The 12,572-nt window shown below is 67.5% G+C and carries 9 protein-coding genes, 1 tRNA gene and 1 pseudogene; 3 read left to right on the top strand and 8 right to left on the bottom strand.

The window, feature by feature from the left end:
- Positions 1–77: 77 nt before the first annotated feature.
- Positions 78–1,688 (top strand): annotated as a pseudogene (locus tag GH815_RS08150) (restriction endonuclease); the annotation flags it as partial.
- Positions 1,689–1,982: 294 nt separating this feature from the next.
- Here the strand turns inward: GH815_RS08150 and GH815_RS08145 are convergent.
- The 3 genes from GH815_RS08145 to GH815_RS08135 form a co-directional block, all read right to left on the bottom strand.
- A tRNA-Ser gene (locus GH815_RS08145) sits at positions 1,983–2,072 on the bottom strand.
- A gap of 328 nt (positions 2,073–2,400) precedes the next feature.
- Positions 2,401–4,899 (bottom strand): GcvT family protein, encoded by a 2,499-nt coding sequence (locus GH815_RS08140; RefSeq protein ID WP_153748267.1) that lies wholly within the window; start codon positions 4,897–4,899, stop codon positions 2,401–2,403.
- 303 nt (positions 4,900–5,202) lie between these two features.
- Positions 5,203–6,189, bottom strand: coding sequence for a 2-hydroxyacid dehydrogenase (locus GH815_RS08135; RefSeq protein WP_153748266.1), 987 nt, complete (start codon positions 6,187–6,189; stop codon positions 5,203–5,205).
- A 158-nt stretch (positions 6,190–6,347) separates the two neighbouring features.
- Here GH815_RS08135 and GH815_RS08130 point away from each other — a divergent pair, with 158 nt between their 5' ends.
- Both GH815_RS08130 and GH815_RS08125 read left to right on the top strand, forming a co-directional pair.
- The gene (locus GH815_RS08130) at positions 6,348–6,809 is read left to right on the top strand and encodes an SH3 domain-containing protein (RefSeq protein WP_246176357.1); all 462 of its coding nucleotides are present in this window, start codon (positions 6,348–6,350) and stop codon (positions 6,807–6,809) included.
- Positions 6,810–6,869: 60 nt separating this feature from the next.
- Complete coding sequence (locus GH815_RS08125) at positions 6,870–7,754, top strand: cation diffusion facilitator family transporter (RefSeq protein ID WP_153748264.1); 885 nt, start codon at positions 6,870–6,872, stop codon at positions 7,752–7,754.
- Between the two features lie 43 nt (positions 7,755–7,797).
- Here GH815_RS08125 and GH815_RS08120 read toward each other — a convergent pair whose 3' ends face one another.
- From GH815_RS08120 to GH815_RS08100, 5 genes are read right to left on the bottom strand one after another with little or no spacing between them, the layout of a single operon-like run.
- A complete protein-coding gene (locus tag GH815_RS08120) occupies positions 7,798–8,841 on the bottom strand; it encodes a HesA/MoeB/ThiF family protein (protein ID WP_153748263.1) in 1,044 nt (347 codons plus the stop codon).
- Positions 8,841–9,308: a dUTP diphosphatase gene (gene dut / locus GH815_RS08115; protein WP_153748262.1), complete on the bottom strand. Its 468-nt coding sequence runs from the start codon at positions 9,306–9,308 to the stop codon at positions 8,841–8,843. Before dut ends, GH815_RS08120 begins: the two co-directional genes overlap by 1 nt.
- A complete protein-coding gene (coaBC, locus tag GH815_RS08110; RefSeq protein ID WP_153748261.1) occupies positions 9,305–10,501 on the bottom strand; it encodes a bifunctional phosphopantothenoylcysteine decarboxylase/phosphopantothenate--cysteine ligase CoaBC in 1,197 nt (398 codons plus the stop codon). Before coaBC ends, dut begins: the two co-directional genes overlap by 4 nt.
- A 59-nt stretch (positions 10,502–10,560) precedes the next feature.
- A complete protein-coding gene (locus tag GH815_RS08105) occupies positions 10,561–11,376 on the bottom strand; it encodes a ChaN family lipoprotein (protein ID WP_343030720.1) in 816 nt (271 codons plus the stop codon).
- On the bottom strand, positions 11,373–12,251 hold the full coding sequence (locus GH815_RS08100) for an RNA polymerase factor sigma-32 (protein WP_153748260.1): 879 nt from the start codon (positions 12,249–12,251) through the stop codon (positions 11,373–11,375). Before GH815_RS08100 ends, GH815_RS08105 begins: the two co-directional genes overlap by 4 nt.
- Positions 12,252–12,572 lie beyond the last annotated feature (321 nt).

The following is a 12,572-nucleotide window of genomic DNA, read 5'->3' as shown; positions in this document are numbered from 1 at the left end:
TCGCCGCCTGAGAACACGAACCTTCACATGCCCGGAGCATGCCGCCAGAGAATTTCCACAGCATTCGCGACACGACCCTGGTCCAGGATGCCTACACGCTGCTCGGCGCCGACTGGCGAGAAACCCGGGCGCGTTGGCTGGAGGCCGGGCACCATTCGCCGCCTGTCATGCTCACGGTCTGCAACCGCACCGAGACCGCGGCCCGAATCGAGAATTATTTCAACAAGGGCGATGCGCACTGGCCGGAGCTGCACGCGCCAGACCGCACGCTTCGCGTCGACTCGAAGGTGCTCGAGAAAGCCGAGATCGGCGAAACCGCCTCATCCGACAAGGACTACGAGGCGCGCCTGAAGGAGATCATCGACGCGGCAGACCTGCCCGAAACCCGCCGCCAGCAGTTCCTCGCTCTGAAGAAGGAGGAACTGCTGCGCGAGATCGTGGACAACGTTGGGAAGAGGGGCGCCGCCGGTCAGGACCTTCAGAACGTCATATCGGTTGCGATGCTGTCTGAGGGGTGGGACGCCAAGAACGTCACCCACATCATGGGGCTCCGGGCCTTCACGTCGCAGCTGCTCTGTGAGCAGGTCGTCGGGCGCGGGTTGCGGCGAGTATCCTACGACACCGACGAGAACGGCCTGTTCCTGCCGGAATACGTCAACGTCTTCGGCGTGCCGCTCTCCATCTCGGAAACCGGTGAAGGCGGTGAGGCGCCGCCCCCGCCGAAGCCCACGACGCAGATCGAAGTGGTGCCCGACCGGGCCCATCTGGAACTTCGCTGGCCGAACGTCCTGCGCGTGGAAACGGTCGTTAAACCGGAGCTCACCATTGACTGGAGCAAGGTGCAGCCGCTCGTGCTCGATCCCGCCAGCACACCGATCAGCGCCGAACTTGCCCCGGCTCTCGGCGGCGCGACGGACATGGGCAAGGTCACCGCGATCGACCTCGAGAAGTTACCTGATGGCTTCCGTCTGCAGCGCCTCGTATTCCAGGCTGCGCGGAAGGCGTTTGCCGAGCTGAGCCATGGGTTCTCCGGCACGCACGAGTATCTGGCGGCGCAGCTGGTCAGGATCGTCGAGGCGTTCCTCAACTCCGACCGACTCGACATCCCGTCGCTCTTTCACTCCGATCGGCTTCGGCGGAGGATACTGATCGCGCTCAACATCGATCTCGTGGTGCAGCATGTGCTGAGCAACGTGACCGAGCAGAACACGGAACGCCTGACGCCAGTGTTCGACGAGGAAAACCCGATCGGTGCAACCGGGTTGATGCGCACCTGGTACACGACCAAGCCGTGCTTTCCGACGACCAAATCGCACATCAGCCATCTGGTTGGAGATTCTGCCTGGGAGGGCCACGCGACCAACGTTTTCGAGAAGCGCGAGGACGTTCTCTCCTACGCCAAGAACGATCACCTCGGTTTCCAGATCTACTACATGTGGGCGGGCTCCCGGCGGCGATACGTCCCGGATTTCCTGGTCCGTCTCGCTGGCGGCACGATCCTCGCACTCGAGATCAAGGGCACCGACAGTCCTCAGAACAAGGCCAAGCGGGACGCGCTGAACGAATGGGTGAAGGCGATCAACGCAGCAGGCGGTTTCGGACGCTGGGCTTGGGATGTCGCGTTCAAGCCGGGCGAGGTGCAGGACATCGTTACAAAGCACGGGGCCGTCGCCGAGCCGGCAGAATAGGTCTGGCGCTCAGGCCAAAGCGCGACAGAGTTGTTCGATCCCGGTTCCATCTCGATAGCGCCACTGGCATCGAAGTGTTCAGGTCAGCCTTCGATTTGTTCTCTTATTTTCTGAGGCTTACAGGCTCTACACCAAAATCGGGCAGTCGAGAGCTCCGGAGAATATCGGCCCGGATAGACCGCTTTCGGGTAGCCTGGCGCCGGGGCCAGTGCGCAGCCCAACCCACATAACCCTCGAAAACAACGGAAAAATCCGGCCGCAGCCGGATCGGGAGAAAGCTTTCGCGAGGGCAAGTGGCGGAGACGATGGGATTCGAACCCACGAGACGGTTTCCCGTCTACTCCCTTAGCAGGGGAGCGCCTTCGACCACTCGGCCACGTCTCCGGCGACGCTTGTAGCGGGCTGGATTGGCAAGAACAAGGCCGTTATGCCAACGCGTCCACAAATCGCCGATCCGGCGCGTCTGGCGGTCGGGTTGGACAGGGAAGGAAGGCCCGTTATGACCGCGTGACGGAAGTGCGGGATAGGCGCCGCGTCGGCCCGTTGACTTCCCGGGGGCCGGACCAGTGGCCGGGTGCGGCCTTGTTCCGGGGGGTCATACGGGCCTTGATGATGTGACCGCCCTCCGGTGGCATCGATGTGCCATGGCGGGTCTGCGACGATCCCTTCGGGAGGGCGGTCATGTCGGGGATTGTCACGGTCGGTCCCGACACTAGCCATCCGCCCGGATGCGGGCGTTGGCGGGGTCGTGCGGGCTGTCCTCGACGATCTCGGCGGGCCAGAGCCGGTCGAACATGCGGACCTGCAACCGGGTGCCGGGCACGGCCAGATCGGACCGCACATAGCCCATCGCGATCGAGCGGCCGAAGACGACCGACCAGCCGCCCGAGGTCAGCCGCCCGACCCGCGTTGCGCCATCGTAAAGCGCCTCGCGGCCCCAGGGGTCGGCATCCTCGGGCCCGTCGACCAGGAGCGTCACGCATTTCGACCGGAGGCCCGTGGCGGCCATCGCCGCCTTGCCGTGAAAATCCTTGGAGAGATCCACGAAACGATCGAGGCCGGCTTCCAGCGGGGTTGCGTCGCGGCCAAGCTCGGCGCCGAAGGCGCGGTAGGATTTTTCCTGCCTGAGCCAGTTCTGCGCCCGCGCGCCGACCAGCGCCATGCCGTGCTTCTCGCCTGCCGCCATCAGCAGATCCCACAGGTAATTCTGCATCTCGATGGGGTGATGCAACTCCCAGCCCAGTTCGCCCGTATAGGCCACCCGCAGCGCGCGGACGGGGCACATGCCCAGTTCGATATCGCGCGCCGACAGCCACGGAAACCGCTTGTTGGAAAGCACGGTGGCGGGGTCGGCATCACGCACGACATCGTTCAGGATCGCCCGCGCATTCGGCCCGGCCAGCGCGAAGACGCCCCATTGGGTCGAGACGTCGTGAATGTCGATCCAACCGAATTCGGCGCGCTTGTCCTCGGCGGCCTTGACCAGGAAATCGTGGTCATAAGCCTGCCAGGCCCCTGCGGAGACGAGGTAGTATTCGTGCTCGGACAGCCGGACGATGGTGTATTCGGTCCGCACCGTCCCGGCCACCGACAACGCATAGGTCAGGTTCACGCGGCCGATCCTGGGCAGGGCGTTGCAGGTGAACCAGTCCAGAAACGCGGTCGCGCCGGGTCCGCGCACCAGATGTTTGGTAAAGGCGGTGGCGTCGATCAGCCCGGCGCGTTCGCGGATCGCCTTGGCCTCATAGGCGGCATGGGTCCACCAGCCGCCCCGGCGGAAGCTGCGGGCATCATGGTCGAATGTCTCGGACGCATCCTCGGGGCCGTAATAATTGGGCCGCTCCCAGCCGTTGACCTGCCCGAACTGCGCGCCAAGGCGTTTCTGCCGGTCATAGACGGGCGAGGTGCGCAGCGGACGGCAGGCGGGCCGTTCCTCGTCGGGATGGTGCAGGATGAAGACGTGCTCATACGCCTCCTCGTTCTTGCGGGCGGCGTATTCGGTCGTCATCCAGCCACCGAAGCGGCGGGGGTCGAGCGCACCCATGTCGATCTCTGCCTCGCCCTCGACCATCAGTTGCGCAAGGTAATGCCCCGCCCCCCCGGCCGCGGTGATGCCGAAGCTGAAGCCTTCGGCCAGCCACATGTTGCGCAGGCCCGGCGCGGGGCCGAGCAGCGGGTTGCCATCGGGCGTGTAGCAGATCGGGCCGTTGAAATCGTCCTTGAGCCCGACATGCTCGGAGGACGGGATGCGGTGGATCATCGACATGTATTCCGCCTCGATCCGTTCCAGATCCAGCGGGAACAGGTCGGCGCGGAAGCTGTCGGGGCAGCCATATTCGAACCGCGCAGGCGCGCCGCGTTCATAGGGGCCGAGAATCCAGCCGCCGCGTTCCTCGCGCACATACCATTTCGCATCGGCATCGCGCAGGACCGGGTGCTGGGGATTGCCCGCCTCGCGCCAGGCGACCAGCGCGGGATCGGGCTCGGTCACGATGAACTGATGCTCGACCGGGATCGCGGGCGTCCTGATCCCCAGAAGCCGGGCGGTGCGCTGGGCGTGGTTGCCGGTGGCGGTGACGACATGCTCGGCGGTGATGACGGCGCGTTCTTCGGTCGCGACAAGGTTGCCGCCCTTCTCGGCCATCCGCGTGACCGTAACCCGCCATTCCGAGCCGGTCCATTCATAGCCGTCCACCTGCCACTTGCGCTCGATCACGGCGCCGAACTGGCGCGCGCCCTTGGCCATGGCCTGCGTGACATCGGCGGGGTTGATGTAGCCATCCGTGGGATGGAACAGCGCGCCCACCAGATCGTCGGTGCGCACCAGCGGCCAGCGCGCCTTGATCTCTTCGGGTGTCAGCCATTCATAGGGCACGCCGCAGGTTTCGGCGGTGGTGGCGTAAAGCATGTACTCGTCCATGCGTGCCCGGCTTTGCGCCATCCGCAGGTTGCCCACCACGAAGAAACCGGGGTTCAGGCCCGTCTCGGCCTCGAGCCCCTTGTAGAACCGGATCGAGTAGTCGTGGATATGGGTCGTCGCGAAGGACATGTTGAAATAGGGCAAGAGCCCCGCCGCATGCCAGGTGCTGCCCGAGGTCAGCTCGTCGCGTTCCAGCAGAATCGTGTCCCAGCCCGCCCGGGCCAGATGATAGGCGATCGATGCACCGACGGCACCGCCACCGACGACAAGGGCTTTGACATGGGTCTTCATGGGCTCGCCTCACTGAATCTGGTCCCGCTAGCGGACAGTTAGAGGAATTCACCGGGCGGCCGCGATGTCCATCCGACTTCGCGTCGCGCGAAAACGACCTTGAGCGGCCCGGGCAGGCGCGCGCCGCGGCGACGGACTAGTACCCCGGCGCAGGACAGCAGAAAAAGGGGGGCCCTGCCCCCCGTCCTTCGGACTCCCCCCGGGATATTTGCGGCCAGAAGAAGGAGGAAGCGGCGGGCATGGGCTGCGCCTGCCGGGAATCGCAAGGTCAGGGGCTGGCCGGGGCGCCCGGCGATCCGCCTGTCAGAACATCGAGGGCAGGACCAGATCGGGCGGGCGGTGGCCGTCGGCGAAGGTCTTGATGTTGATGATGACCTTCTCGCCCATCTCGATCCGCCCCTCGATGGTCGCGGATCCCATATGCGGCAGCAGCACGACATTCGGCAGTTCGCGCAGGCGCGGGTTGATCTCATGGCCATGTTCGAACACATCCAGCCCGGCACCGCCCAGTTCGCCCGTGCGCAGCATCCGCGTCAGCGCGTTCTCGTCGATCACCTCGCCGCGCGAGGTGTTCACGATCACCGCATCATTCTTCATCAGCTTCAGCCGCCGCGCGTTCAGCAGATGGAAGGTCGAGGGCGTGTGCGGGCAGTTGATCGACAGCACGTCGACGCGGCTGACCATCTGATCGAGGCTGTCCCAGTAAGTCGCCTCAAGCTCGTCCTCGATCTCGGGGCGCAGGCGCTTGCGGTTGTGGTAATGGATCTGCATCCCGAAGGCGCGGGCCCGCCGCGCCACCGCCTGCCCGATCCGGCCCATCCCGAGGATGCCCAGCCGCCGCCCGCCGATCCGCCCGCCCATGAAGGCGGTGGGCGCCCAGCCGCGCCACGCGCCCGCCTGCATCACCGCCAGCCCCTCGGGGATGCGCCTTGTGACCGCCAGCATCAACGCGATGGTCATGTCGGCCGTGTCCTCGGTCACGACATCGGGCGTGTTCGAGACGAGGATCCCCCGCTGCCGCGCGGTCTGGATATCCAGATGGTCGATCCCCGCACCGTAATTCGCGATCAGCTTCAGCCGGTCGCCCGCCGCAGCCAGCATCGACTGGTCGATCCGGTCGGTCACGCAGGGCACCAGCACATCGGCTCGCCGCATCGCCTCGATCAGCGCCTCGCGGTCCATCCTGGTGTCGGTCTCGTTCAGCTCGACCTCGAACAGCTCCGTCATCCGGGTCTCGACCGGCTCGGGCAGGCGTCGCGTCACGACAACACTCAGACGTTGAGCGGGCATCCTCGTGTCTCCTCCTGCTTTCCAATCCGCGGCGTCAGTGGCAAACTGTCGAAGTTCGGGGCAGGGCACAAGACCCCGGGGCAGGAACGGACAGGACAGACATGGCGCAGCGCGCAACCGGGCGGATCGCGGGATCGGCCCTTGGTCTATTTCTTTGCATGATGGCTCTCGCGGTGCCTGTTCAGGCCACCGAACGCGGGCCGGTCACGAACCTGCCGCTGCCCCGCTATGTCTCGCTCAAGGCGGGGGAAAGCAATGTCCGGCGCGGCCCCAGCCTCAGCCACCGGGTCGACTGGGTCTATACCCAGCGCGGCATGCCGTTGCAGATCACCGCCGAATACGGCCATTGGCGCCGGGTACAGGATCGCGACGGGGCGGGCGGCTGGATGCACTACTCGCTGTTGTCGGGCGTGCGCACCGTCCTGGTCGAGGAGGACATGGTCCCGATGCGCCGGACACCGCGCGAGGATGCCCCGATCGTGGCCCAGGCCGAACGCGGCGTGATCGCAAGACTCGGTGCCTGCCAGCCGGGCTGGTGCCGGATCTCGGCCGAGGGCCGCTCGGGCTGGGCGCCCAAGGGCGCGCTCTGGGGCGTCGATCCCGAGGAGATCCGCGACTAGGCTTGCGCCCCCCCGCCCGGGCGCGCTATGCGGGGCCGAACCGCGCGACGGACCCCGCCCATGTCCAGCCCAGCCCGCCTGAATCTCTCTGCCGGGATCGCCTCGGTCGCGACCGCAATCACGCTTGTCGCGATCAAGCTCTGGGCGCTGGGCGAGACGCAGTCGCTGTCGGTGGCGGCCTCGCTCGCGGACAGCGCGCTTGACCTGATGATGTCGCTCGGCGCGCTCGCCGCCATCGTCTATGCCGCCCGCCCGCCCGACGAGGACCACGCCTTCGGCCATTCCGCCGCCGAGGATCTTGCCGCCCTCGGCCAGGCGGCCTTCATCCTTGCCTCGGCCGGGGTGATCGCCTTTGCCGCAATCGGCCGGCTGCTCGCGCCCGAGCCGGTGGCGCTGACCTCGGAAACCCGCGGCATCGTGGCGATGGTCGTCTCGATCGTGCTGACGCTGGCGCTGGTGCTCTGGCAGCGGCGCGTTGCGGCGCGGACCGGCAACCGCGTGGTCAAGGCCGACTCCCTGCATTATCTGGGCGATCTGCTGCCCAATTTCGGTGCCATTCTCGCGCTCTGGGCCTCGGCGCAGTTCGGACTGGTGCGCCTGGATTCAGCCATCGCGCTGGCCGCCGCCGCCATGCTGACCGTCGGCGCCATGGGCATCGGCAAGGGGGCGTGGGACGCGCTGATGGACCGCGCCGCCGATCCGGTGATCATCGCCCGCATCGCGGAACTGGCCCGCACGCAGCCCGGCGTCCACGGCTTTCACGACCTCAAGACGCGGCGCTCGGGCTCACGGCTTTTTGTCAACCTCCATGTCGAACTCGACGGCGACCAGAGCCTGAACGCTGCCCATGCCATCGGTGCGGCGCTGAAACACGCCATCCTTGCCGAGTTTCCCGGCGCCGACGTCATCATCCATTTCGACCCGGCCCGCAAAACCGCGCCCTGAGCCTTCTTCTGGCCGGAAATATCCCCGCCGGAGGCATCCGCCGTCAGGCGGACCCGGCACCGCAAACCGCGCAACCCGGCCGCCGCTTCAACCCGATCACCCGCGTCTCGCCCTGAAGCGCGTCATAGATCAGCATCCGCCCGCGCAGCCCCTCGCCCGCCCCGGTCAGCGCCTTGACCGCCTCCAGCGCCATCATCGCCCCCATCACGCCCGGCAAGGGCCCCAGAACCCCCGCCTCGGCGCAAGAGGGCGCAAGCCCCGGCGCAGGCGCCTGCGGAAAGACACAGGCATAGCAGGGCGTGCCCCGGGCGGGATCATAGAGGCTGATCTGCCCTTCCCACTGGCTCATCGCCGCAGCGATCAGCGGCTTGCCCAGTTCCGCCGCGACACGGTTCACCAGATAGCGCGTCGTGAAATTGTCCGACCCGTCCAGGATCAGGTCATGTTCGGCAAACAGTACCCGCGCCACGGCCTCGTCCAGCCGCCGGTTATAGGGCCGTACCGTGACAAAGGGGTTCTGCGCAGCGATCGCCTCGGCGGCCGAGAATACCTTGGGCATCCCGATCCGGGCATCGGTATGGATCACCTGCCGCTGAAGGTTCGAGTTCGACACGATGTCGTCGTCGATCACCCCCAGATTGCCCACCCCCGCCGCCCCCAGATACAGAAGCGCGGGCGAGCCAAGCCCCCCTGCCCCGATCACCAGAACGCGCGCCTGTTTCAGCCGCCGCTGCCCCGGCCCGCCGATCTCGCGCAATACGATATGGCGGGCATAGCGGTCCAGTTCGGCGGGGCGGAACGGACCCGGTTGGGTCGGCTCGGGCGCGGGCTGCCGCGCCCGGCGGCGCAGCGCGCCAAGCCCCATGCGATAGGCCAGCGCCAGCCCCGCCGCCACGCCCAGCGCGGCCCAGCCCTCGGGCGTGCCGCCCAGCGCCGTGCGCAACGGATGCGCTGCGGGCAACGTCAGTTGCACCGCCAGCACACCCGCATAAAGCGCGCCAATCATGCCCCAGCGCACCCAGGCCGAGACCTTCATCAGCGCACCAAGCCCCCAGAGCGCCAGCGCCAGCCCCAGGACCAGCCCCATCAGCCCCGCCCCGTCGAGCCGAAGCCGCCCTCGCCCCGCGCGGTTTCGTCCAGATCCGCGACGACCGAGAACGCGGCCTGCACCACCGGCGCCACGATCATCTGCGCGATCCGGTCGCCATGATGGATCGTGTAGGGCGCATCCCCCAGGTTCACCAGCAGCACGCCCAGCGGCCCGCGATAGTCGCTGTCGATGGTGCCGGGCGTGTTCGGCAGCGTGATCCCGTGCTTCAGCGCAAGGCCGGAGCGCGGGCGGATCTGCACCTCGAACCCCGGCGGAAAGGCCATGCGAAAGCCGGTGGGCGCGATGCGCCGCTCCATCGGCTGAAGGGTGAACCCCTCGGCCCGGATGTCGGGCGGCAGGTTGGCGCGGATATCCGCCCCCGCCGCGCCCGCGGTTTCGTAGGAGGGCAAGGGCAGGTCGCGGTCGGCCCAGTCCTCCCACAGGATGCGCAGGGTGGGGATCATGCCAGCGCCTCGGCGATCCGCTGCGCGAGGCGCTGGGCAACCTCGTCCTTGGTCAGCCGCGGCCAGGTCTCGGCGCCGTCTTCGGTGATCAGCGTCACCTCGTTCTCGGTCCCGCCCATGATGCCCGTGCCGGGCGAGACATCATTGGCCACGATCCAGTCGCAGCCCTTGCGCGCGCGCTTGGCCCGTGCATGGGCCTCGACATCATGGGTTTCGGCGGCAAAGCCCACGACAAGCCGCGGCCGGCCCTGCCCCATCCCCGCGACATTGGCCAGGATGTCGGGGTTTTCGGCCAGATCGAGCGCGGGCGCGCGCCCCGATCCGTCCTTCTTCACCTTCCGGTCAGCGGCGTTCGCCACGCGCCAGTCCGCCACGGCAGCCGCAAAGACCGCCGCATCCGCGGGCAGCGCGGCCTGCACGGCGGCCAGCATCTGTTGCGCGGTCTCGACGCGGATCACCTCGACCCCCGCGGGGGGCGGCACGGTTGCGGGGCCGGTGACGAACACCACCTCGGCCCCCAGCCCCGCCAGCGCGCGCGCCAGCGCCGTGCCCTGCGCGCCCGAGGACCGGTTGGCGATGTAGCGCACCGGGTCGATCGGCTCATGCGTCGGCCCCGAGGTCACGACGATGCGCCGCCCCCTGAGCGGCCCGTCCGCCAGCGCGGTCTCGATGGCGGCCATGATCTCGGGCACCTCGGCCATGCGCCCCGGCCCGTATTCGCCGCAGGCCATGTCGCCCTCGTTCGGCCCGACGAACCGCACCCCGTCCGCGCGCAGCGTCTCGACATTGCGCCGGGTCGCCGGGTGCTGCCACATCCGCACATTCATCGCGGGCGCAACCAGCACCGGCGTATCGGTGGCCAACAAGAGCGTCGAGGCAAGATCGTCGGCATGCCCCCCCGCCATTCTGGCCATCAGATCCGCCGTGGCAGGCGCCACCACCACCAGATCGGCCGAGCGCGACAACCGGATATGCCCCATCTCGGCCTCGTCGGTCAGGTCGAACAGCTCGCGGTAGACCTGTTCGCCCGCCAGTGCCGACAGCGACAGAGGGGTAACGAACTCGGCAGCCGCCCGCGTCATCACCGGGCTGACCGCCACGCCACGCTCGCGCAAGCGGCGCACCAGGTCCAGAACCTTGTAGGCGGCGATCCCGCCCGAGACGATAAGAAGAACCCGTTTGCCAGACAGCATCGCCCGCCCCTGCTGCAACCATGGCCCATGTCTAGGTCGCCCCCGGGGGCGAGACAAGCTTACTCGCCGCGGAAGACCGCGCAGGGATCGGGCCGCTCGGCCGGTTCGGTGACCAGCCACAGATCGAAGGGCGGAGGGTCTGACGGCGCGGCCTCGAACTGGCCGATGGCAAGCATGCGTGCGTCGGGCGCGACGCGGGCAAGCGGCTGGACCATGCCCCAATCGGTGCGTGCATGCCCGTTGCCGGTGATGACCGCGACCGGCCCGCCGGTTTCGGACAGCGCCTGTTGCGTGGCCCGGGCTAGCGCGGCATCGCGCAGCCGCTGCGCCTCGACCATGCCGGGCATCAGGGCGGCGGGCATCGCGTTGCAATGCGCCTCCATCTGCTCGGCCTCGCGCGAGGCCTGTTCCTCGGGGGGCAGCGCATCGTCCAGACCGTAAGCCGCCGCAGCGGCCCCGAAAACCGCCGCCGCCCCCTCGGACACGGCGCGGCGCACCTCGTCGCGCGGCAGCGCGGCGCCATGGATGGCGGCCTCGGGCGCGGCGGTGAAGATCGGGTGATACATCGCGAAATCGGGCCAGCCCGACTCTGCCCAGCCCAGCGCCGCGCCAAGGGCGGCCGCATCGCCGCGCAGATCGGGGGTGACCAATGCCGCCTGTTCGGGCGTCAGCATCTCGAAGACCAGCGCCGCGGGCTGCAAGGCCGCCACCGCCGCGGCCTGATTGGCATGATGCCAGGGGTTGTCATGGGTCTCGCCCAGGATCACCACATCGGCGGGGGGCAATTGCGACAAGGCCGCCGGGGCGATCTGCTCGGCCCCGGCGGCTGTGGTGGTGACAAGCGCAAGGGCGCTGGAAAGGAAAACCTGTCTCACACCAGGAAGTGTTGCACCTCTGGCGCGCGGGCTTCAAGGCTCTTGCGCATCTTGCCGAAGGCCGCGGCCTCGAGCTGGCGCACCCGCTCCTTGGACAGGCCCAGTTCGTTGCCCAGGCTTTCCAGCGTGCGCGGCTCGTCGCGCAGCTTGCGTTCCTGCACGATGAACCGCTCGCGCTCGTTCAGTTCGGACAGGGCATTGACCAGCCAGCCGCGCAACTGGGCGCGGTCGCGTCCCGTTTCCACGATATCGGCCGCCTGCGCCGCGTCATCCTCCAGCGTCTCGATCCACTCGCGGCCGTCCTCGTCGCTCGATTGCGTGGCGTTCAGCGAGAAGTCCGAGCCCGAAAGCCGCCCCTCCATCATCTCGACATCGGCCAGCGGCACGCCCACCTCGGTCGCGATCATCTGGCGCAACTGGTGACGGTCCAGCGTCTCGCCCCGCCCGGCCGCCTCGCGCTCTAGCCGGGCCTGGACGCGGCGCATGTTGAAGAACAGCGATTTCTGACTGGAGGTGGACCCGGTGCGCACCATCGACCAGTTGCGCATCACATAGTCCTGGATCGACGCCTTGATCCACCACACCGCATAGGTCGAAAAGCGCACGCCGCGGTCCGGGTCGAACTTGTCCGCCGCCTTCATCAGGCCAAGGCTCGCCTCCTGGATCAGGTCGTTCATCGGCGCGCCGTAGCGGCGGAACTTGGCCGCCATCGAGATCGCCAGCCGCATATAGGCGGTGATCAGCCGGTGAAGCGCGGCCTCGTCACGCTCGTCGCGCCAAGCATAGGCCAGCTTCAACTCGGTCTCGGCATCCAAGAGTTCCGCCTTCATCGCCTTGCGCGACATCGCGGAGGTGTCATATCCATCCAGAGCCATCGGTAACCCCCCGGTCATGATGTTTCGTATCCGGTTCCCAGATCGTTTTGCTTTTGTTTACGATGCTCAACGCGCATTGGATCACACGCAATCTCGAATGGCTCAAAACAATCCCGCAGAAAGTGTGTGCAGGCGCACACACGATTGTGTGAGATCCGGCCCCGCCGGGCCATTCTGCACAAGGCTTGGGCAGATCCGAGCCGCCCGCCCGGGCCGCGGCAAAACCGCAGGCTGGCAGATTTCTCATGGGCAGCGGTGGAAATTAACCCTTCGGTAACCAAGCGGGCGTAGCCGTTAACCATTCCTGAGCGCGGGAGCACA

This window comes from Rhodovulum strictum, from assembly GCF_009649175.1.
GTDB classification, from domain to species: Bacteria; Pseudomonadota; Alphaproteobacteria; order Rhodobacterales; family Rhodobacteraceae; genus Rhodovulum; species Rhodovulum strictum.
This window is presented reverse-complemented; position numbering and strand designations above follow the sequence as displayed.

Coding starts and splice junctions, on each gene's coding strand:
- GH815_RS08140 (WP_153748267.1), bottom strand. CDS start 4,899: ATGAAGACCCATGTCAAAGCCCTTGTCGTCGGTGGCGGTGCCGTCGGT.
- GH815_RS08135 (WP_153748266.1), bottom strand. CDS start 6,189: ATGCCCGCTCAACGTCTGAGTGTTGTCGTGACGCGACGCCTGCCCGAG.
- GH815_RS08130 (WP_246176357.1), top strand. CDS start 6,348: ATGATGGCTCTCGCGGTGCCTGTTCAGGCCACCGAACGCGGGCCGGTC.
- GH815_RS08125 (WP_153748264.1), top strand. CDS start 6,870: ATGTCCAGCCCAGCCCGCCTGAATCTCTCTGCCGGGATCGCCTCGGTC.
- GH815_RS08120 (WP_153748263.1), bottom strand. CDS start 8,841: ATGGGGCTGGTCCTGGGGCTGGCGCTGGCGCTCTGGGGGCTTGGTGCG.
- dut (WP_153748262.1), bottom strand. CDS start 9,308: ATGATCCCCACCCTGCGCATCCTGTGGGAGGACTGGGCCGACCGCGAC.
- coaBC (WP_153748261.1), bottom strand. CDS start 10,501: ATGCTGTCTGGCAAACGGGTTCTTCTTATCGTCTCGGGCGGGATCGCC.
- GH815_RS08100 (WP_153748260.1), bottom strand. CDS start 12,251: ATGGCTCTGGATGGATATGACACCTCCGCGATGTCGCGCAAGGCGATG.